The 22,139-nt window shown below is 37.7% G+C and carries 13 protein-coding genes; 10 read left to right on the forward strand and 3 right to left on the reverse strand.

Annotation, left to right across the window (positions count from 1 at the left end):
* Positions 1 to 29: 29 nt before the first annotated feature.
* From IWB64_RS08115 to IWB64_RS08135, 5 genes are read left to right on the forward strand one after another with little or no spacing between them, the layout of a single operon-like run.
* On the forward strand, positions 30 to 2,333 hold the full coding sequence (locus IWB64_RS08115) for a glycoside hydrolase family 65 protein (protein WP_194533537.1): 2,304 nt from the start codon (positions 30 to 32) through the stop codon (positions 2,331 to 2,333).
* Positions 2,334 to 2,336: 3 nt separating this feature from the next.
* Positions 2,337 to 4,115 carry an alpha-amylase family protein gene (locus IWB64_RS08120; RefSeq protein ID WP_194533538.1) on the forward strand — a complete coding sequence of 593 codons (1,779 nt, stop codon included), beginning with the start codon at positions 2,337 to 2,339 and terminating at the stop codon, positions 4,113 to 4,115.
* 6 nt (positions 4,116 to 4,121) lie between these two features.
* The gene (locus tag IWB64_RS08125) at positions 4,122 to 4,871 is read left to right on the forward strand and encodes a glycerophosphodiester phosphodiesterase (protein ID WP_194533539.1); all 750 of its coding nucleotides are present in this window, start codon (positions 4,122 to 4,124) and stop codon (positions 4,869 to 4,871) included.
* Positions 4,871 to 6,154, forward strand: coding sequence for a BaiN/RdsA family NAD(P)/FAD-dependent oxidoreductase (locus IWB64_RS08130; RefSeq protein WP_194533540.1), 1,284 nt, complete (start codon positions 4,871 to 4,873; stop codon positions 6,152 to 6,154). The genes IWB64_RS08125 and IWB64_RS08130 overlap by 1 nt, the downstream gene beginning before the upstream one ends.
* Positions 6,155 to 6,694, forward strand: coding sequence for a DUF1697 domain-containing protein (locus IWB64_RS08135; protein ID WP_194533541.1), 540 nt, complete (start codon positions 6,155 to 6,157; stop codon positions 6,692 to 6,694).
* 5 nt (positions 6,695 to 6,699) lie between these two features.
* Here IWB64_RS08135 and IWB64_RS08140 read toward each other — a convergent pair whose 3' ends face one another.
* On the reverse strand, positions 6,700 to 7,176 hold the full coding sequence (locus IWB64_RS08140) for a TspO/MBR family protein (protein WP_194533542.1): 477 nt from the start codon (positions 7,174 to 7,176) through the stop codon (positions 6,700 to 6,702).
* A gap of 92 nt (positions 7,177 to 7,268) precedes the next feature.
* On the opposite strand from IWB64_RS08140, the gene IWB64_RS08145 reads away from it, so the two are divergent.
* The 5 genes from IWB64_RS08145 (at position 7,269) to IWB64_RS08165 (ending at position 12,321) form a co-directional block, all read left to right on the forward strand.
* On the forward strand, positions 7,269 to 8,354 hold the full coding sequence (locus IWB64_RS08145) for a diphosphomevalonate/mevalonate 3,5-bisphosphate decarboxylase family protein (protein WP_194533543.1): 1,086 nt from the start codon (positions 7,269 to 7,271) through the stop codon (positions 8,352 to 8,354).
* A gap of 283 nt (positions 8,355 to 8,637) precedes the next feature.
* Positions 8,638 to 9,576 carry a mevalonate kinase family protein gene (locus IWB64_RS08150; protein WP_194533544.1) on the forward strand — a complete coding sequence of 313 codons (939 nt, stop codon included), beginning with the start codon at positions 8,638 to 8,640 and terminating at the stop codon, positions 9,574 to 9,576.
* A 12-nt stretch (positions 9,577 to 9,588) separates the two neighbouring features.
* Positions 9,589 to 10,494: a geranylgeranylglycerol-phosphate geranylgeranyltransferase gene (locus IWB64_RS08155; protein ID WP_194533545.1), complete on the forward strand. Its 906-nt coding sequence runs from the start codon at positions 9,589 to 9,591 to the stop codon at positions 10,492 to 10,494.
* The gene (locus IWB64_RS08160) at positions 10,494 to 11,444 is read left to right on the forward strand and encodes a carbon-nitrogen hydrolase family protein (protein ID WP_194533546.1); all 951 of its coding nucleotides are present in this window, start codon (positions 10,494 to 10,496) and stop codon (positions 11,442 to 11,444) included. The genes IWB64_RS08155 and IWB64_RS08160 overlap by 1 nt, the downstream gene beginning before the upstream one ends.
* A 25-nt stretch (positions 11,445 to 11,469) precedes the next feature.
* The gene (locus IWB64_RS08165) at positions 11,470 to 12,321 is read left to right on the forward strand and encodes a pseudouridine synthase (RefSeq protein ID WP_194533547.1); all 852 of its coding nucleotides are present in this window, start codon (positions 11,470 to 11,472) and stop codon (positions 12,319 to 12,321) included.
* A 47-nt stretch (positions 12,322 to 12,368) separates the two neighbouring features.
* On the opposite strand, the gene IWB64_RS08170 is transcribed toward IWB64_RS08165, so the two are convergent.
* Both IWB64_RS08170 and IWB64_RS08175 read right to left on the reverse strand, forming a co-directional pair.
* Positions 12,369 to 13,310: a PorP/SprF family type IX secretion system membrane protein gene (locus IWB64_RS08170; RefSeq protein WP_194533548.1), complete on the reverse strand. Its 942-nt coding sequence runs from the start codon at positions 13,308 to 13,310 to the stop codon at positions 12,369 to 12,371.
* Positions 13,311 to 13,314: 4 nt separating this feature from the next.
* A complete protein-coding gene (locus IWB64_RS08175) occupies positions 13,315 to 22,125 on the reverse strand; it encodes a BspA family leucine-rich repeat surface protein (protein WP_194533549.1) in 8,811 nt (2,936 codons plus the stop codon).
* Between the last annotated feature and the right edge of the window lie 14 nt (positions 22,126 to 22,139).

The raw sequence follows: 22,139 nt of genomic DNA on the forward strand, positions 1-22,139 counted from the left end.
TAACTGTTTTACCCTAAATTTTAAATGAAATGCAAGAGTATATAAAAGCAGACCCTTGGTCAATAATCGAAGAGGGATTTGATAAGGAATTGGTCAAGTCATCCGAAAGTATTTTCAGTATTGGTAACGGCGCCATGGGGCAACGTGCCAATTTTGAAGAACAGTATTCAGGTGAAACTTTTCAGGGGAGTTATATAGCTGGGGTTTATTATCCTGATAAAACACGTGTTGGCTGGTGGAAAAATGGCTATCCAGAGTATTTTGCAAAGGTTTTAAACGCACCTAATTGGATTGGTGTTGATATTTATATAGATGGAGAGGTTCTGGATTTGAATACTTGTAAAAAAGTAGAAAGATTCAGCCGGGAGCTTAATATGAAAGAAGGCTGGTACCAACGTATTTTTACTGCTGTTTTACCAAATGAAGCAAAAATTTCAGTAAAAGTAACCCGATTTTTATCTCTTGATTTAGATGAGGTAGGAGCAATCAATTATGAGATTACAGCTGAGAGCGGTGATGCAGAAATAAAATTTGTTCCTTACCTAGATAGTGGTATTACCAATGAAGATTCTAACTGGGACGATAAGTTCTGGAACACCACTTCCGTTACTTCAGAAGCTAATCAAGCTTTTATTGAAGCGCATACCATGAAAACCAATTTTGAGACCTGCACTTTTATGGAAAGCAGGTTGTTTCTTAATGGTAATGCATTGGATAGTAAACCAGTGGAACAAATTGCAGAATTACGTGTTGCACACGAATATGTAAAAGCGATTAAGAAAGGTGAAACTTTGGCACTTCATAAATTTGGAGGATATGTGGTTTCTCGGAATCATAAAGCTTCCGCATTGGTAGAAGCTTCTAAAAAGTCATTAACTAAAGCTTTCAATTTAGGGTTTGAAGCGCTGTTGGATAAACAAAAACAGGCTTGGGCCAAAATATGGGAGATGAGTGACATCACCATTGAGGGCGATATAAAAGCGCAGCAAGGTATTCGGTTTAATATTTTTCAGCTTAACCAAACCTATCTAGGTAAAGATTCCCATTTAAATATAGGTCCAAAAGGTTTTACAGGGGAGAAGTATGGCGGTAGCACCTATTGGGATACTGAAGCCTATTGTATTCCTTTTTACATGGCTACTAAGGACCAAAATGTTGCTCGTAGTTTATTAAAATATAGATATAATCATCTGGAAAAGGCTATCGAAAATGCTCAGAAATTAGGCTTTTCTAACGGTGCGGCCCTTTATCCAATGGTAACTATGAATGGTGAGGAGTGTCATAATGAATGGGAAATTACTTTTGAAGAAATACACCGTAACGGAGCTATAGCTTTCGCTATTTATAACTACTATCGTTTTACGGGAGACTACTCATATATTCCTGAAATGGGTCTTGAAGTTCTTATTGGTATTGCTCGTTTCTGGCATCAAAGAGCCAACTTCTCGGCCCTTAAAAATAAATATGTGATCTTGGGTGTAACAGGGCCCAATGAATATGAAAACAACGTTAACAATAACTATTATACGAACTATTTGGCCAAGTGGTGTATTGATTTTGCCATAGAGCAACTGCAGAAAGTAGATGACGGATATAATGAAGATTATAATCGCATTATCGGTAAAACTAAACTTACCGATGCAGAGGTTGGTCAATGGGCAAAGGTAGCTGACAATATGTACTTTCCTTATTCAGAAGATAAGGGTGTCTTTTTGCAGCAAGATGGTTTTTTAGATAAGCAATTGGTTACGGTTAGTGAACTTCCAAAGGCACAAAGACCTATCAATCAAAAATGGAGTTGGGACCGTATTTTGCGTTCGCCATATATTAAGCAAGCAGATGTACTTCAATGCTTCTATTTCTTTGAAGACCACTTTTCAGAAGAGGAGCTAGAAAAGCATTTCGATTTTTATGAACCTTTTACGGTTCACGAATCATCATTATCGCCGTGCGTGCATAGTATTCAAGCTGCAAAGCTTAATCGCATGCAACAGGCCTACACTTTCTATCTTAGAACGTCTAGATTAGATTTGGATGATTATAACAGGGAGGTAGAAGAAGGCTTGCACATCACATCTATGGCAGGTACTTGGATGAGTATTGTTGAAGGTTTTGGGGGAATGAGAGTTGTAGATGATAAACTTTCTTTTGAGCCAAAAATACCGGAACAATGGAAAGCCTATTCATTTAAAATCAACTTTAGAGGTCGCATTCTTAAAGTAACCGTGAAAAAAGATAGTACAGAGCTTCTATTGAATGGTCAAGAAGATATGTCAATTCGCTTAAAAGGAGAGCGAATTGTTTTGGAACCCAACAAGGTTAAAGTAGTTTAAAACATGGATCAAAATAAAAAGAAGGTCGTATACCACGTTTTTACAAGATTGTTTGGTAATACAAACACAACTAATAAACCTTGGGGTACTATTGGGGAGAACGGAGTAGGAAAGTTTGCGGATTTTTCAAAGAAAGCCTTAGAGGAAATAAAAAACTTGGGTGTTACTCATATATGGTATACCGGTGTGCCTCATCATGCTGTAATAAACGATTACACGGCATACGGTATTTCCAATGACGACCCAGATGTTGTAAAGGGTAGAGCAGGTTCGCCCTACGCCGTAAAGGACTATTATAATGTAAATCCTGATTTGGCGAAGAATCCAGAAAACAGGTTAAAAGAGTTTAAAAACTTAATTAGCCGCACGCATAAAGCAGGTCTTAAATTGATTATTGATATCGTGCCAAATCATGTGGCACGCAAGTATGAGGGTGGGTCTACACCTGAAGGTACGGAGCCTTTTGGGGCCTCTGATGATACATCGGTAGAATACAATCGAGATAATAATTTCTATTACATTCCTAACACTCCTTTTCAGGTTCCTGAATGGCGTGGTGGTTATTTGCCGTTAGGAGGAGAGAATCACGAAGGCGTAGACCATGAATTTTCTGAAAACCCCGCAAAGTGGACAGGGAATGGGTCGCGTTTGGCAAAACCGGATTTTAACGATTGGTACGAAACCGTAAAAATAAATTACGGTGTAAGACCGGATGGCTCGTATGATTTTGAAGTACTCCCAGATGATTTTGGAGGAAAGGACTATAAAGCTCATTATGAATTTTGGCAAGAACGTTCTGTTCCCAATTCCTGGATAAAATTTAAAGATATAGCCCTTTATTGGATTGATATGGGGGTAGATGGATTCCGTTACGATATGGCCGAAATGGTACCGGTAGAATTTTGGAGTTATATGAACTCTAATATTAAAATGAAAAATCCCGAGGCCTTTTTAATGGCTGAGGTGTACAACCCTCATGAATACCGTAATTATATTTTTAGAGGTAAAATGGACTACCTATATGACAAGGTAGAGATGTACGATTCTTTAAAAGGTATCATGCAAGGCAATGGCTGGACCGATCATATACCGGTAATAAAAGGTGGGACAAAAGATATTGAACATCACTTGTTACATTTCTTGGAAAATCATGATGAGCAGCGTATTGCTTCCCCAGATTTTGCTGGTGATGCCAAAAAGGGAAAACCTGCTATGGTGGTTTCTGCAACGATGACTACTGCTCCGGTTATGATTTATTTTGGTCAGGAAGTGGGTGAGCCGGCAGCAGAAAAAGCTGGTTTTGGAGGTCCTACCCGTACCTCTATTTTTGATTATATAGGTGTTCCACATCATCAACGGTGGTTAAATAATAAGAAATTTGACGGCGGTCAGCTTTCTGAAAATGAAGCTGAATTACGTGATTTCTATCAGCGTTTATTGACTTTTACGGTCAATAGTGAAGCATTAATGGGAGCTTATCAAGACATTCATTTTTATAATAAAGACCATACGGAATATTATAACCATCATGTGCTTTCTTATGTACGTTGGTCCGAAAATGAGAAATTAATCGTTATCTCTAATTTTGATGCGAATGACTGGTTCGGTTTTGAATTGAAGCTTCCTGAAAACATCGTTCGTGAATGGCAATTGTCTAATGGAGAACATACTATAACCGATGCACTTTATGGGGTTGAGAAAACTTTGAAAGTAGAAAATGGTTTTGCTCAAGTGCGAATCGATATAAATCCACTTGAGTCTTTTATTTTCGTCGTAAAATAGTTTGTCATGAGTAAGTTGTATATTCTGACTATCTTTTGTGTTTTAGTAGTATCAAGTTGTATGGAGAATAATAAACCCCTAGTAATTGGTCACCGTGGTGCCATGGGGCATGAAACCGAAAACACTATCGCCTCTATTGAAAAGGCTATGGAATTGAGTGTAGATATGCTAGAAATCGATGTTTTTAAAATTAAAAGCGGAGAAATTGTAGTTTTTCATGATGACAACGTAGAGCGTTTGACGGATGGAAAAGGTGAAATAGAAAGCTACACCCTTAGCGAATTGACAGCTTTGACGGTTAAAGGTGGACATAAAATTCCAACGCTTCAGGAAGTTTTGGATGTCATGGGAGGAAAGACGCAATTGAATATTGAGTTGAAAGGAAGAAACACGGCAACGGATGTAAATAGAATGATTGAAGCCGATGTGAAAGAAGGAAAGTGGAGGTTAAACGATATTATCATTTCCAGTTTTGAATGGGATGAATTGCGAGACATGCGCAAGCTAAATCCAGATGTTCGTATTGCTATCCTAATTGAGGAAGACCCACTAGATGCGCTAGAAGTTGGTAAAGAGTTAAATGCAGAAGCTATCAATCCAAGTTTTAAAAAACTTACAGCAGAGAACAACCTGAAAATAAAGGAAGCAGGTTTTAAAATTTATCCTTGGACAGTGAACGAACCACAAGATATTCTACATATGAAGAGATTTGGTGTAGACGGTATCATTACCAATTATCCTGAACGCGTAAATTAATGTTTGATGTCATAATAATAGGTGGTGGAGCAGCAGGGTTTTATACAGCAATTCATATTGCAGAGGCAAAGCCGAATCTTAAAATAGCAATTCTAGAACGCGGTAAAGATGTTCTAGGTAAGGTAAAAGTTTCTGGCGGAGGCCGTTGTAACGTAACCCACGCAGAATTTGATCCCAAAGAATTAACTAAAAACTATCCCAGAGGAGAAAAGGAACTTTTAGGTCCTTTTCATACCTATTGTAGTGGTGATACAGTCGGTTTCTTTGAGGAAAGAGGAATAACCCTAAAAATTGAACCGGACGGCCGTATGTTTCCTGAATCGGATTCTTCCCAGACTATAATTGATTGTTTTTTGGAGGAAGCAAACCGCTTGGGCATAAAAATACTAAAGCATAGTGCGGTTTCTAAAATTGAGTCTATTCCTTTAGAAGACACGGAAACAGGTTGGCAGATTACAACAATAAAACATGCGTACCAATGTAAAAAAGTGGTAGTAGCTACGGGTAGCAACCCCAAAATATGGAAGCTCTTAGAGAAGTTGGGTCATTCATTGGTGCCTGCTGTACCTTCATTGTTTACTTTTAATTGCAAAGATGAAAGGATTTCTGGGATACCCGGCGTAAGTACTATGGCAGAAGTTGAGGTGTTCGAGAACCAAATATACCAATCAAAAGTAACCACAAAATTAAAGAGTAATAGTTCTAAATCTGCTGTGCTAACTTCAGATGGGCCACTGCTTATTACCCATTGGGGTTTGAGCGGGCCGGCAATTTTAAAGTTATCTGCATGGGGAGCACGATTGCTAAGCGGAATGGAATACCGATTTAAAATTCGTGTGAATTGGTTGCCCGAATATAGCTTTGACGGTCTCTTTGGACTGTTAATGGAAATCAAGGATATAGAGGCTAAAAAAACGGTGCTACGGACCAAAGCGGTAGAAGTACCTCGCCGTTTGTGGACAAATCTTGTAAGGGCTTCCGATATTTCAGAAACTGATAAGTGGGCAGATGTTACCAAGAATCAATTAGAAAAATTAGCAAGGCAACTTACGGAATGCCAACTTAAAATTGATGGTAAGAGTACGTTTAAGGAAGAGTTTGTAACGGCTGGCGGTATTGATTTAAAAGAGGTTAATTTCAAGACTTACGAGAGTAAAAAGTTACCGGGTATGTATTTTGCCGGAGAGATTATAGACGTAGATGCTATAACGGGAGGGTTCAATTTTCAAAATGCATGGACCGGTGGTTATATTGCTGCTCAAGCAATTGCAAAAAGCTTTTAGATGAAAACATATATAGCCCTTTTAAGGGGAATAAATGTTAGTGGTAAAAACAAAATACCCATGGCTGACTTACGGGCCATGTTAACGGATATGGGGCTTAACAGCGTAAAGACCTATATTCAAAGTGGTAATGTGGTTTTTCAAAGTAAAGAAGATAAGACAGCCATTTTAGAAGCTTCAATCAAAGAAAATATCAAAAGTGCCTTTGGCTTTGAAGTACCTGTTCTTGTGAAGACCAAAACTGAACTTGAGGTAATTTTCAAAAGCAACCCTTATACGGATTCAGATGCCATTAAGAAGAAACAAGTGTATTTTGTATTGCTGAAAAATCCAGCAGAAAGAGAACTTGTAAAGGCGTTTCATTCAGAAAAGTATGCCACTGAGGATTTTAAAATAACCGATGATTGCGTTTATTTACTTTGTAAAATAGGCTACGGAAAAGCAAAATTGAATAATAACCTTATTGAAAGAAAACTGAAAGTAGAAGCCACAACACGCAATTATAATACGATGGTAAAGTTGCTAGACATGTCTTCTTAAAATAATTAGTAGTTCAGTTCCCAAAGCTTATAGTTTAGAGCCGTAGCAAAACAAACCCATAACAGGTAGGGCACTAACAACCATGCAGCGGTTGTACTCACTACTTTGAACCTTTTTATGGTAATGGATAAAACAATGACTAGGGTAATAATTATTAAAAGTGCCAAAAACGGTTCTTTTAATCCAAAGAAAACTAGGCTCCAAGAGGCATTGAGCATCAATTGAAACCCAAAATGATAAAGCGCTGTTTGCACCCAAAGGTGATGAAGACCCTTTGCCCAAACAATGCCTGCGGCTACGCCCATCATAATATAAAGAACCGTCCAAACAGGAGCGAACAGCCAGCTGGGAGGGTTAAAACTAGGTTTGTTAAGCGTAGTGAACCAATCGTTTACTGAGCTTTGTGTCGCAAAACTAGACAGAAAGCCAATGGCCAGGCAAATACTTACGGCGTATGCTATATAAAGGGCTTTCTTTTTCAAAATGATTAGTGTTTACCCCTAAAATAGTGATTTATTCTATTGACTGCCATCACAATCTTGGTAAAAACTATCTTTGCACAAAATATTTCGCGATGACCGAAAAAGAATTTATTCCTTCTCCTTACACAAAGTCCGTTTCATCTGGAAAAATGACTTACAAATCTCCAAGCAATATTGCTTTGGTGAAATATTGGGGGAAGAAAGAAAATCAGATTCCTGCCAATCCATCCATCAGTTTTACGTTAAGTGAATGTGCCACTGTAACTACACTTTCGTATACAAAATTAGATACGCCAAGTGCTATTTTTTCATTTGATGTTGCATTAGATGGAAAAAAGGAAGAAGGGTTCAAACCAAAAATAAAGACCTTTTTTGAACGGATTTACCAATACCTTCCTTTTTTAAAGGAATATCATTTTGAGATTGAAACTTCTAATTCATTTCCGCACAGTAGCGGTATTGCTTCTTCGGCATCTGGTATGAGTGCGTTGGCACTTTGTCTTATGGAGATAGAGCGAAACTTAAATCCGACTATGACTACGGAGTTTTTCAATCAGAAAGCTTCCTTTTTAGCACGATTAGGTTCCGGCAGTGCGGCTCGTAGTATAAAAGGTAGTTTGGTGCAATGGGGTGAACATGCTGAAATTGATTCAAGTTCTGATTTGTATGGAGTAGAATATCCTCATAAAGTGCATCCTATTTTTCAAAACTATTGTGATACCATTCTTTTGGTTGATAAAGGTCAAAAGCAAGTTAGCAGTACGGTAGGACATGACCTTATGCACGGTCACCCTTTTGCGGATCAACGTTTTAATCAGGCGCATGAAAACCTGTCAAAACTGCAATCCATTTTTGAAACAGGAGATATTGATGAATTTATAGGAATCGTAGAAAGTGAGGCATTAACGCTTCATGCTATAATGATGACCAGCCGGCCCTATTTTATTCTTATGAAACCAAATACACTTGAAATCATCAATAAAATATGGGCATTCAGAGAAACTTCTAAAACCCATGTTTGCTTTACCCTAGATGCTGGGGCGAACGTTCATGTGCTCTATCCTGAAAACGAAAAAGTAGAGGTAGAGCGGTTCATTAAAGATGAATTGGCTCAATTTTGCCAAAACAGACAATTTATAAACGACCATGTAGGAAAGGGCGCACAAAAAATAAACTAGAAACTTCATAATTAAACGCAATGAACACCGTTAATGCTTCAAGAAGAATATGCCGTTTTGATCCGTAGCGCTTGAAAAAACGTATATATAGCATATCTTTATAAGAAGCTGATAACCAATTGAGCTAGTGTCGAGTAAGAATTACCTCTTAATTCCGACTTATTACAGCAGGGTTAAGGGCTTTAATAGATAAAATTGTAGCGTTAATCGTGTTGTGGAGCAGAATTGTATAACCATCAATGGTATATTTTGTATTTTTGCGCCATATCTAATCAACTAGATAATGAAAGGACCGTTATTTTATTCAAAAATACTTCTCTTTGGAGAATATGGAATTATTAAAGACTCTAAAGGTCTTTCTATTCCGTATAACTTTTTCAAGGGAGCTTTAAAGACCGATGAAAATCCGTCTGAAACTGCCATGAAATCCAATGCTAGCCTTCGTGAATTTGTAGGTTATCTAGAGAAATTACATAAAAATAGCCCTGATTTAGTTTCTTTTGATTTTGATGCTTTGAAAGCAGACGTTACCGGTGGTATGTACTTTGATAGTTCTATTCCGCAAGGTTACGGTGTTGGTAGTAGTGGTGCCCTTGTAGCAGCTATTTACGATAAGTATGCACAAGATAAAATTACAGTTCTAGAGAACTTGACCCGAGAGAAATTATTGACACTAAAAGAGATTTTCGGTAAAATGGAGTCTTTTTTTCACGGAAAATCTTCAGGTCTTGATCCTTTAAATAGCTATTTAAGTATTCCTATTCTTATCAATTCAAAAGATAATATAGAGTCTACCAGTATCCCAACCCAAAACCCAGAAGGTAAAGGTGCGGTATTCTTGTTAGATAGTGGTTCTACTGGTGAAACTGCTCCTATGGTTCAGATTTTCATGGAGAAAATGAAGCAAGAGGGTTTCCGTAACATGCTTAAGGACCAGTTCATTAAACATACGGATGCTTGCGTAGAAGACTTTGTTAGTGGTAACGTAAAATCACTTTTCGGTAACCTAAAACAATTATCTCACGTAGTACTTGATAATTTTAAACCTATGATACCTGTAAAGTTCCATGATTTATGGAAAAATGGTATTGAAACCAATGATTACTATCTAAAACTTTGTGGTTCTGGTGGTGGTGGCTACATTCTAGGTTTTGCAGAAGACTTGGATAAAGCTAAAAAAGCGCTGAAAGACTACAATTTGGAAGTGGTTTACAACTTCTAAAATCTCATATACATGTTTGGTAGAAAAAATAGACTTTTACTGTTAAAGGTATTCAGTCTTTTTTCTGTTGTTCGCGGCTACAATATTCTAATGGTTGTTTTGGCGCAATATCTGGCGTCCATCTATATTTTGGCTCACCAGCTACCGGTAAGAGAGGTCGTTTTTGATCTTAATCTTTTCATTATCGTGGTTTCTTCAGCTTTGGTTATCGCAAGCGGTTATATCATCAATAATTTTTATGATGCAGAAAAAGATCTGATAAACAAGCCCAGGAAGAGTATGATTGATCGCTTCGTAGGGCAACAGTTTAAACTTACCACATACTTTATTCTCAATTTTTTAGCGGTCATTGCAGCTAGCTACGTATCGTTTAAAGCAGTGTTTTTCTTTTCGGCCTATATTTTTGGTATTTGGATTTACTCACATAAGCTAAAACGTTTACCGTTTATTGGGAATTTTGTTTCGGCAACTTTGGCAATTGCACCGTTTTTTGCCGTCTTTGTGTATTACAAAAATTTTGAAAATGTAATATTCGTTCATGCCATGTTCTTGTTTCTTCTGATACTGGCGCGCGAGATGATAAAGGACCTAGAAAATCTAAAAGGAGATTTAGTGCAGAATTATAAGACCATACCCATTTTATACGGTGGTAGAGTATCAAAAATTCTCATTTCCATATTAATTGTATTAACGTTGATTCCTTCGCTTTTGTTAATACTTAGGTTTGATGTGGGATATATGAATTACTACTTTATGGCAAGTGTGGTCCTTCTTATTCTATTTCTGGTTTTACTTTTTAAATCGAAATCAAAAAAAGAGTACGTCTGGTTACACAACATTCTTAAACTAATTATTATCGTAGGGGTTTTTAGCATTTTGTTGATAGATGTAGGCTTGGTTTTAAATAGAATTTTATAATGGAGAATATATTAAAAGTGGCCTTGGCGCAGATTTCGCCGGTTTGGATAGATAAAGGGGCAACACTTAAAAAGATAGAGGCCACCATTCAGGAAGCTGCAAATGAAAAAGCGGAGCTTGTTGTTTTTGGAGAAGCCCTTTTACCCGGTTACCCATTCTGGTTGGCATTGACGGATGGCGCTGCATGGGATACGAAGGTTAATAAAGAATTACATGCTCACTACGCTCGTAACGCAATTCAAATTGAATTAGGTGAATTGGACTCAGTGTGTAAATTGGCTAAAGAAAATAAGATTGCGATTTATTTGGGCATTATAGAAAGAGCTCAGAATAGGGGAGGGCATAGTTTGTATTGCTCTTTGGTATATATTGATGCAAGCGGAGAAATTAAATCGGTGCACCGTAAGCTACAACCCACTTATGACGAACGCCTGACTTGGTCACCAGGTGATGGAAACGGACTTCAAGTTCATCCGCTAAAAGAATTCACCGTTGGTGGACTAAATTGTTGGGAGAATTGGATGCCCTTACCAAGAACCGCGCTTTACGGTTTAGGGGAAAATTTACATATTGCCGTTTGGCCAGGTAGTGATCACAATACAAGAGATATTACCCGTTTTATTGCACGTGAATCTCGGAGCTTTGTAATTTCAGTTTCTTCATTGATGAAAACAGAAGATTTTCCTAAAACCACACCACATTTAGCCGAAATTTTGAAAAAAGCACCTGCTGTTATGGCTAATGGTGGTTCATGTATTGCCGGTCCGGATGGTGAGTGGTTGGTTGAGCCTGTGTTAGATAGAGAAGGAATACTGTATCATAACCTAGATTTTAACAGGGTTTACGAGGAACGTCAGAATTTTGATCCCGTTGGGCACTATTCAAGACCAGATGTTACTAAGCTTACCGTAAATAGGGAACGACAATCTACTGTAGAGTTCAAAGATTAAAGTTACCTTTGCATAAATTATAGACATGGGTAGATCAGATTCCAACGATGATAAGAGAGCTTCAGGCAGGCAAGGTGGTACTTTTCGCAAGAAAAGTTACGCGCGAGGAAATTCACCTGTAAAGAAGAATACAGAACAACAGCAACCTAAGAAACCATCAGATCCCAACTTGATTCGCTTGAACAAGTATGTGGCTAATTCAGGTGTTTGTTCACGTAGAGAAGCTGATATCTATATTTCCGCAGGTAGTGTTACCGTAAACGGAAAGCCTGTAATTGAAATGGGTTATAAAGTGAAGCTTACCGATCAGGTTAAATTTGACGGTCGTTTGCTGAATCCTATAAAGAAAGAATACGTTTTACTTAACAAACCAAAAGACTTCACAACTGCAGCTCGTAACGAGCACGGTAGACGTACCGCTCTGGGTTTAATTTCCAAAGCAACTAAAACGGAACTTCTACCAGTTGGTAAATTGAGTAAAGATACTACAGGGCTTTTGTTGTTCACCAATGATGGTGACTTAACTAAACGTCTTAACAGCCCTAAAAACGGTCTTAGAAAGATATTTCATATTGAACTAAGCAAGCCTTTACGTAGTGCCGACTTGAAAAAGATTCAAGAAGGTATTTTGGTAGATGAAAACGTAATTAAGGTACAGGACGTTAGTTTTGTAGATAAAGCACCCAAAAACCAAGTGGGTATGGAAATCTTCAGTACACGAACCAATATCGTACAACGTATCTTTGAAACATTGGGTTATGAAATCGTAAAATTAGATCGCGTAGTTTATGCAGGTCTTACCAAAAAAGATTTGCCTAGAGGACACTGGCGTTACTTAACAGAACAAGAAGTGGTTAATTTGGGTATGATTAAATAAAAGCTCCTTTCGGAGTTTAGTAAGCTAGATTTTATTTTCATTGACTTTTAGTTGGATTGATATCCTTTGCCAAAGCGATAACTAAGCATAATACCGTGCGTGTTACCAACTGGTGAATCTTTTAATGCCATATTGTAATGGTATATTAAACGAAAGTTTTTAATAAGATAGAGGCCTGCTAATAAGTTTACGGATGAATTGCTTCGATATCCTGCACCTAGTTCAAAGCGGTTTTTAAAACTTATAGAAATGTTTGTGTCTACTTGTAAGGGGGCACCTTTTTCAGTTTTAAGTAGAATACTCGGTTTTAGCATAAAATCTTCAAAACGATTATTATAAAAACGATAACCGAAATAACCATATATGGGGCTTTCGAGTTTTAGGTCGTCATTTGATGCTAAACGGTCTCCTAATACATTTGGTGATGAAACTCCGGCATAAAAGCGTGCGTGATTAAATAGAAATCCAATGCCAATAGTTGGTATGGTTGCGTTAATATTTTGGCTAAAATTTGGGTCGTCTGCAATACCTAGTTCTAACAAATTATCTTGATATTTTTGAACCCCTGCTGTTATACCAAAAGACAAAGTGCCTGGTTGGTAAATTTGCCAATAGGGGCGATCGTCTTCAAAATCAAAGAATATTTTATATGAATAGGCCATGAAAGCACTGGTAGAAGTTGTAACTCCAATTTCATCCCTAATTAAACCTGCGCCAATTCCTATCTTGCCTTCTTGTCTTCCTACACTAAAGGGAGAATGAAAACTAAGACTAAAATTTTTGGGACTGCCCTCAAAGGAACTGAAACCTGTATTTGTTATTGTAACTTCAGTATTTGGTAATAAACCTGCGTAGGCGGAATTGATTACAAACGGGTTGAAATTGTATTCCGGAAAAACAGCAGTTTGCTGACCGAAACTTGAATTATATGATAAGAGTGACAATAAAACACCTAGTGCTAACTTGCCAATTTTCTGATTTATTTTCATTGGTTTAGCGCTTGATTACTACGTATCCTTTGGTTTTCTTAAGAATGGTTTCTCCTTCAATTTCAATGTGAAAGAAGTAGGTGCCTGATGGTAATTGACCGGCTCCCATTTTGGTTTTAAGGTTGGCATCACCTCTAAAGACTTCTGAACCATTATTATAATTTTCTATTTTAAAAACGGCATCACCCCAGCGGTTATAGATGGTAACCATATTTTCAGGGTAATAATTTATATTTTCTATATGCCAATATTCATTAATACCATCACCATCAGGAGAGAAGCCGTATTTAGTCTCATCTTCTGGTATAAGTGTTGTAAATGTTTGTTCCTCACATGTTACAGCATCTCCCTTACTATTGTATGCGGTAATGTTTACATAAATTTCCGTTCCAAACGGAAACTCTCCATTATGCATATAACTGGTTAATGGACCAACATCCTGATTGTTAACTATGTCAGTTCCTCCAGAAGTTGTTCCAATAGAAATACGATAACCGTCTGTTTTTTCTACTTCGTTCCAAGTAATAGTACTTTCTAAGGCAACCTCGCTTTCTCCGTTAAAAGGACTTGTAATTGAAGTACATTCTGGAATAATCACCTCGGTCTTAAAACTATCTGAAGTACATTCAAAGGCATCGCCAGAGGTGTTGTATGGTACTATGGTTACAAATATTAGTGTTTCAGAAGGAAGGTCATTTCCAAAAGTATAGCTGGTTAGCGATGCAACATCTTCATTATTCACAATATCAGTTCCGTTGGCTGAAGTACCTACAGAAATTCGGTATCCATCAGCATCAAGACTTTCATTCCAAGAAATATCCGATATAATTGAAACTTCGGTGGCATTGTTTAATGGAGACGACAAGTTGGTGCAAGGTGGTATGGGTCTTATGGTAAAACTTTCGGACGTACATCCAAGAGCATCACCAACCTCATTGTATGGGGTAATGGTTACCGTAACAACTTCACCTTGGTTAAAATCATTTTGAAAAACATGGGTAGTTCCAGTAACGATTAAATCAGTTTGGTTGTTAGATGTTGTACTTCCAGCATTAATTGTCAACTTATAGCCATCTGCATCTACAATTTCATTCCATCTTAATTCACTGACCTCCGCAACAATATCACTATTGGCAGGGGAGGTCAAATTGGTGCATAAGGGAACCGATTTAATTGTAAAACTCTCTGAAGAACATCCAAGGGCATCGCCCACTTCGTTGTAAGGAGTAACAGTTACGGTAACTGTTTCAGATTGTTCAAAGTCATTTGTAAAGTCATAAGATGTACCAGATGTTATATTGAAGGCGGTTAAATTATTGGCCGTGCTATTGCTTCCAGTTACCGTTAATTTGTAGCCAGTAGCATCAGTAATTGGAGTCCATTCAATATTAGTATCTACTGGTACATCAATAGCATTTGTCGTGGGGGAAACTAAATTGGTGCATAAAGGCACTGGTTTAATGGTAAAGCTTTCTGAAGAACACCCAATAGCATCACCTACTTCATTGTAAGAAACTAGTGTTACGGTAACTGTTTCTCCCTGTTCAAAATTGGCAGGAAAATCGTAGCTATTACCTGTAGATAATACTAAATCGGTAACATTGTTAGCTGTACTGCTGCTAGCGGAAACAGTTAATTTGTATCCGTTGGCTTCGGCAATTGTAGCCCATTCAATATTTGTGTCTACCGCTACATCAATGCTGCCATCAATAGGTAAAGTTAAGTTAGTACATGTAGGTACGGGTTTAATTGTAAAGCTTTCCGACGAACACCCAATAGCATCACCCACTTCGTTGTAAGGTGTAATGGTTACGGTAACCGTTTCACCTTGCTCAAAATCATTGGCAAAAGAATGCGTTGTACCAGCGGTAACGTCAAAACCCGTTAAGTTATTTGCTGTACTACTGCTTGCGATAACCGTCAACTTGTATCCTGTTGCCTCTGGAATAGAGTTCCAGGTAATATCCGCATCAACAGCAATGTCAACGGCAGTATTTATAGGCAAGCTTAGTGTTGTACATGATGGAACAGGCTTAACGGTAAAGCTTTCCAAAGTACATCCAACAGCACTGCCTTGATCATTATAAGGAACGATGGTAACAGAGACGGTCTCACCTTGTTCAAATTCGTTAGTAAAACTATAAGTTGTTCCTGATGTAACATCAAAATCTGTTATGTTGTTAGCAGTACTACTGCTAGCTAAAACCGTGATTTTATAACCTTCTGCATCTGTACTTGCATTCCATTCAATAGCTGTATTCACAGGAATATCAGTAGCTCCGTTTGCAGGAGTGTTAAGTGAGGTACATGGAGGGGGGCTAATTGTGAAACTTTCAGAAGTACACCCTAAAGCATCACCAACTTCATTGAAAGGAACTAAAGTTATTGTAACTACTTCACCATGTTTAAAGTCATTAGGGAAATTATATGTTGTTCCCGAGGTTATATTATAGTCAGTTAAATTATTAGCTGTACTGCTGTTAGCGGAAACAGTTAATTTGTACCCAGTGGCATCAGCAACTGTAGCCCATTCAATATTAGAATCTGCTGCTACATCAATAGCGCCATCAATAGGTAAAGTTAAGTTAGTACATGTAGGTACGGGTTTAATTGTAAAGCTTTCTGACGAACACCCAATAGCATCACCCACTTCGTTGTAAGGTGTAATGGTTACGGTAACCGTTTCACCTTGCTCAAAATCATTGGCAAAAGAATGCGTTGTGCCAGCGGTAACATCAAAATCCGTTAAGTTATTTGCTGTACTACTGCTTGCGATAGCCGTCAACTTGTATCCTGTTGCTTCTGGAATAGAGTTCCATATAATATCAGCATCAACGGCAATATCAATAGCAGTATTTATTGGAGAGCTAAGTGTTGTACATGACGGAACAGGTTTAATTGTAAAGCTTTCTGAAGTACATCCAATAGCATCACCTTGATCATTATAAGGAACGATCGTAACTGAGACAGTCTCACCTTGCTCGAAGCCATTAGTAAAATTATGAGTGGTTCCTGATGTAACATCAAAATCGGTTATGTTGTTAGCAGTACTACTGCTAGCTAAAACGGTTAGTTTGTAGCCATCTGCGCCTGTGCTAGCATTCCATTCCAAATTAGTGTCAACCGCAATATTTACGCTGCTGTTTGCAGGAGTTGTTAGTGTTGTACAAGCGGGTACGGGAGGTGGAATTATAGTAAAGCTTTCCGAAGTACATGGTCCGGTTGCATCACCAACTGAATTATAAGGTACAATGGTTATAGTAAGAGTTTCGCCTCTTTCAAAGTCATTTGAAAAAGTGTGAGTTGTTCCTGAAGTAACGTCAAAGTCTGTTAAGTTATTTGCTGTGCTACTACTTGCCGTAACGGTCAACTTATAACCATCTGTATTGGTACTAGCGTTCCACTCAATATTTGTATCAACTGCGATATTCGTAGCTCCGTTTGCAGGAGTCATTAAGGTAGTACATGATGGCGGTCCGTCAGTAGTGAAACTTACCTCGGTACAAGGACTTATGGCATTCCCATTATCATTATACGGAATGACTGTTACATAAATAAGAGTACTTTCAGGAAGGTCTGCTAGTAAATCATAAGTAGTTACATTATTTACATCTGCGGAAAAAACATCTGTGCCTCCAGTAGTAGTCCCTACGTTTAACGTATATCCGGTAGCCGAACTAACTTCAGCCCATGTTAGATTAGTGGCAGGTGATACTTCTGTTGCTAAATCTGCTGGTGCTGTTAGTACAGTACAACTTGGAGGACTTGTAGAGTCTCCTGTTGTAAACGTTTCTTCAATACAGCCTGTAGCATCACCTTCATCATTATAAGGAATTATAGTAACGTAGTGTAATCTACTTTCCTGTAAATCTCCTGGAATAACATAATTTGTAACACCTACTACATCGGCATTATTTACTACTTCAATTCCGCCAGACGTTGTGCCTACAATTACTAAATAACCGGTAGCATTTGTTACTGGTGTCCAGCTTAGTTGGGTGTCAATAGGAACATCATTTGCGCCATTTAACGGTGCTGTTAAACTGGTACAACTTGGTGGTACAGGAATTAACTCTGTATGGAAAAATTCTTCAGTACATGCATTTGCATCTCCCTCATCATTGTATGGGGTAATGGTTACGAATATATCGCTATCTTCAGGTAGGCTTGTAGTAAATTCATAAGTGGTTATATTACCAACATCTTCAGCGTTAAGTATATCATTTGCTCCTGTTGACGTACCAACAGTTAATTTGTAACCGTCTGCGTTTGAAATAGGGTTCCAGCTTAAATCACTAGTTACCAGTACATCAGTTGCGGGAAGCGTAGGTTGTGTAAGATTTGTACATTCGGGTATAGTAGCAAGGTCGTTAGATATGGTGAAGCTTTCCTCGGTACAAGGGCCAACTGCATCTCCTTCATCATTAAAAGGAATTATAGTTACGAAGACAACATCTCCTGTATTAAAATCAGATGCAAATTCATATGATGTTTCATTGGTTATAGTTGCATTATTTACAACATCAGTACCGCCAGTTGTAGTGCCAACAGTTAAACGATACCCTTGCGCAAAAAGTGCAGGTTCCCATGTTATATTTGTATTTACCGGTACGTCTAAATCTCCATTTAATGGTGATGCTAGTAGTGTACATTCCGGAATAGGGCAATCGCGAACATCTAAACTAAATATCCAACCAAAATTATCTATCATGGCTTGTCTTTCTTCTTGCGCATCGCAATAAGGAAGACCTTCTGCGCCAAGTGTTATACCACTTGTCAAGGTTTGTTCTGACCAAGCAATTAATGTGTTATCATAGTTTTCTCTAATCAATGCGGTGTTATCCAACATGTCTCGCATATCGGTAACTCCACTCACATCCCATTCGGCTAAATTTTGATTTAATGCTGTAGCATTATAGAAAGTAGAACGCATAGTTACATTACCTAAATTCCATAAATCCATTGGTTGGTTATATGATGAAGCTCCATAGAACATATAGTCCATATTGCTAACACCAGAAAGACGCCATTTATTTAAACTTTGATTAAAAGTCGTTGCATCACGAAACATCTCTTCCATGGTGGTAACATCTCTTACGTTCCATGCTTCAATAATTCCATTGAAAGCAATGGCTCCATTGAACATATCTTCCATAGTAGTTACAGAGGCCACATTCCATGAATTCATAGTTTGGTCATAGGCAACGGCATCTTCGAACATAGATTCCATCGTTTGCACATAAGAAACATCCCAAGAATCAATGGACTGATTAAAAGCTGACGCACCTTTAAACATGTCTTCCATGTTAAGTACCTCTCCAGTAGCCCAATTTTGAATAGCTTGATCAAATACAGATGCATCTTCAAACATGGATTTCATATTGGTTACAGAGCCAACATTCCAATTGCCTATAATATCATTGAATGCCGCTGCGCCTTTGAACATTGAAGGCATTAAGGTAACCGATGAAACATCCCATGAATTTAAAGGTTGATTAAATAATAAAGCACTTTCAAACATAGAAGTCATGTCGGCCACTGCACTAACATTCCATTGATCTAAGGGTTGGTTAAAAGCTTCCGCTGATTCAAACATAGATTGCATGCTTACAACGGAGTTTACATCCCAGTTTTGCAAAGGTTGATTAAATTCTTGAGCATCGTTAAACATAGAATGCATGCTGGTCACACGAGAAACATTCCAGTTGGCAATGGGTTGGTTGAACAAAAAAGAATTTTTGAACATAGAGGCCATATTTGTTACTGCGCTGACATTCCATCCGTTTAGAGGTTGGTTAAAATTTTCTGCGCTTTCAAACATACTTATCATGGTTGTAACAGAAGATACATCCCAAATATCAATAGCTTGATTAAATGCTGTTGAACGTGAGAACATAGAATTCATATTCGTGACTTTTGCAACATCCCAGTTATCAAGCGGACTATTAAAAGCAGTGGCTTGGCTGAACATATAACTCATATCGGTGACATTACTAACATTCCAATCATTTAAGTTTTGATCGAAGGAAGTTGTACCGTTAAACATATACTTCATGTCAGTAACGTTACTAACATTCCAGTTATTCAAGGGTTGATTAAAAAATTCGGTTCTTCTAAACATTAGCCCCATGTTGGTGACCTTACTTACATCCCAGTTATTTAGTGGTTGATTAAAATCCATGTACCGTACAAAACCATCAAACATTCTGTACATATTTGTTACGTTGCTAACATCCCAAGAATTTAAAGGTTGGTTGAAAAGTTCGGCTCTTTCAAACATTGCTGACATATTAGTCACATTACTAACATCCCAATTATCTATATTGCCGTTAAACAATGATGCTTCCGCGAAAGCTTCGGACATATCTGTTACTTGTGAGAGGTTTGGAACGTCTGTAGCATTGTAAATCATGTTTTCACAACCGCTACACGCCTTTTTCATAGATTGGTACACATGAGTACCCCACTGATCAATAGAAATTACTTCGTCATCATCGCCACTTGAGAAGTAGGGAGCAGGAAAATCGCCAATAATCGCTATAGTATAAATTCCAGGAGTGTTGTAAATGTGGGTAATATCATTTGTAACATTATTGTTGTATTCACTATCACCCCAATCAATTGAATAGTTATACGTAAATGAAGTATTTCTTTGTATTCTGAAATTGTATTGATCAAGACCGGAAGCTGATCCAAGTCTAGTATCAATTGTAATCTTGTAGGCATCGAGGCTATTTACCCATGATGGAACCGTTGTAAAAGTAAATTCTTCGCAACCAACTGCAGGTCCTTCTGCATTATAAGGGGTAATTGTGATGAAAACAATATCACCAGGAATAAACTCATTACTAAAAGTTAAAATTTGTACGTTACCAACATCATAATTATCTGCAGGTGAACCATTGATATTAACAAAACTTCTGACTCCAGCTCTTTCGACTTCAAGGTCAATATAATAACCCGTGGCGTTCGGTGCTGCGGCCCAATGAATGTTTGAATTTGCGGGTACGTTGGTATCTCCTGCTGTAGGGTTTGTTATCGTTGTGCAAAATACATTACTACAGTTTACAATATCACCAGTAATATTCCAGCCATGATTGTCGATAAGATCTTGGCGCACCAATCGACTATCGCAATATTTTACACCGGTAGCACCTAAGCTTACATTGTCTTTAAAAGTTTGTGTTGCCCAACCAATTAGCGTTGCATCATAATTCTCTTGTGAAAGCGCGGAATTAGATAGCATTGTACTCATATTGGTTACTGAAGAAATATCCCAAGTAGATAAATCTTGATCAAAAACTCCAGCACTAGCGAACATACCGCTCATGTTGGTAACAGAGGATGTATCCCAATTATCTAAAGGCTGGTTAAATAATGGAGCTTTACCAAAAATTCCCGATAAATTCGTAACTGAATTTGTAGACCAATTATTAAGAGGTTGATTAAAAGCAGTAGCGTTATAGAACATCTCATTCATGTTGGTAACACTAGATACATCCCAACCTTCAATACTTTGGTTAAAGCTAGAATTTGTAAACATCTCACTCATATCGGTAACAGCACTTACATCCCATTGGTCTAGCGGTTGGTTGAAAACAGTAATGTATGACGTTGTCCACCCTCCGAACATATTACTCATGTTTGTTACCTTGCTAACATCCCAACCATTTATGTTTTGGTTAAATGCATCAGTGGTATAAAACATTTCTGACATAGTGGTAACCTTACTAACATTCCAACCATTTAATGGTTGATTAAATGCGTCTGTCCAACGAAAAGTTCTGCTCATGTCGGTAACATTAGACACATCCCACATGTTTATGTCTTGGTTAAAGTTGTTATTACTTGCAAAAGTGCTTGCTAGTGTTGTAACCTTACTAACGTTCCAATTGTTTAAGGGGAGATTGAAGTCACAACTACCAAATGTTGAAGACATATCTGTAACGTTGTCCACTACCCAATTATTTATAGGGTAGTTAAAGTCTGTTGCATAAAACATGCCTGCTATAGTAGTAACCTTACTAACATCCCAATTACCCAAAGGCTGATTAAAATCTCTGGCGTAGTAAAATAAATTGGACATATCCGTTACTTGAGACACATTCCAATTGTTGATATTCTGATTGAATTTTTCAGCATAATAAAACATGTTAGACATTGTAGTCACAGCGCCTGTATTCCAACTATCTAAGGGCTCATTGAATAGTTCTGCTTTGTAAAAAGAAAATGACATGTCTGTTACCGAGTTTGTTGTCCAATTAGCTAATGGCCTATTAAATATTTCGGCTTCATAGAAAATGCCTGATATATCGGTAATTGTGCTGGTGTCCCAATTATTTACTATACCATTAAATGAGGTACAGCCTCTGAACATTTGCTTTAGAGAGGTAATCTGAGAAAGGTCAGGTGAATCTATAGCATCAAAATTTAAGTTTTCACAACCATAGAAAGCATTTTCCATGGTTTGCCATTGTATAGTGCCCCAATTCAAAATTTCAATAATTTTTAGTCTATCTCCTGTATCATTAAAATAGATTGATGGAAAGTCACCACTTATAGAAATTGTATAAGGTCCTGGTGTTGCGTATGAATGTGTAATGTCACCGGTAACTCCAGTATCGGTATTGCTATCTCCCCAATCTACCGAATAATTATAGCTAGTGTAAGCTGGGTTGGTGGGTATGGTAACTTCATTAATGGCAGAAGAACCGGTACTAGTATTGTTTGTATTCCAAATAGAAGTAAACGATTGGGAGAAAACGCCCGTGCTAAGTAGTAATAATACTAGCAGAGATAGTAGGTTCTTGGTCATTTTAGGTTGGTTTT

The sequence above is a fragment of the Zobellia nedashkovskayae genome, from assembly GCF_015330125.1.
Lineage (GTDB): Bacteria > Bacteroidota > Bacteroidia > Flavobacteriales > Flavobacteriaceae > Zobellia > Zobellia nedashkovskayae.

Coding starts and splice junctions, on each gene's coding strand:
- IWB64_RS08125 (WP_194533539.1), top strand. CDS start 4,122: ATGAGTAAGTTGTATATTCTGACTATCTTTTGTGTTTTAGTAGTATCA.
- IWB64_RS08150 (WP_194533544.1), top strand. CDS start 8,638: ATGAAAGGACCGTTATTTTATTCAAAAATACTTCTCTTTGGAGAATAT.
- IWB64_RS08160 (WP_194533546.1), top strand. CDS start 10,494: ATGGAGAATATATTAAAAGTGGCCTTGGCGCAGATTTCGCCGGTTTGG.
- IWB64_RS08120 (WP_194533538.1), top strand. CDS start 2,337: ATGGATCAAAATAAAAAGAAGGTCGTATACCACGTTTTTACAAGATTG.
- IWB64_RS08175 (WP_194533549.1), bottom strand. CDS start 22,125: ATGACCAAGAACCTACTATCTCTGCTAGTATTATTACTACTTAGCACG.
- IWB64_RS08165 (WP_194533547.1), top strand. CDS start 11,470: ATGGGTAGATCAGATTCCAACGATGATAAGAGAGCTTCAGGCAGGCAA.
- IWB64_RS08135 (WP_194533541.1), top strand. CDS start 6,155: ATGAAAACATATATAGCCCTTTTAAGGGGAATAAATGTTAGTGGTAAA.
- IWB64_RS08170 (WP_194533548.1), bottom strand. CDS start 13,310: ATGAAAATAAATCAGAAAATTGGCAAGTTAGCACTAGGTGTTTTATTG.
- IWB64_RS08115 (WP_194533537.1), top strand. CDS start 30: ATGCAAGAGTATATAAAAGCAGACCCTTGGTCAATAATCGAAGAGGGA.
- IWB64_RS08155 (WP_194533545.1), top strand. CDS start 9,589: ATGTTTGGTAGAAAAAATAGACTTTTACTGTTAAAGGTATTCAGTCTT.
- IWB64_RS08145 (WP_194533543.1), top strand. CDS start 7,269: ATGACCGAAAAAGAATTTATTCCTTCTCCTTACACAAAGTCCGTTTCA.
- IWB64_RS08130 (WP_194533540.1), top strand. CDS start 4,871: ATGTTTGATGTCATAATAATAGGTGGTGGAGCAGCAGGGTTTTATACA.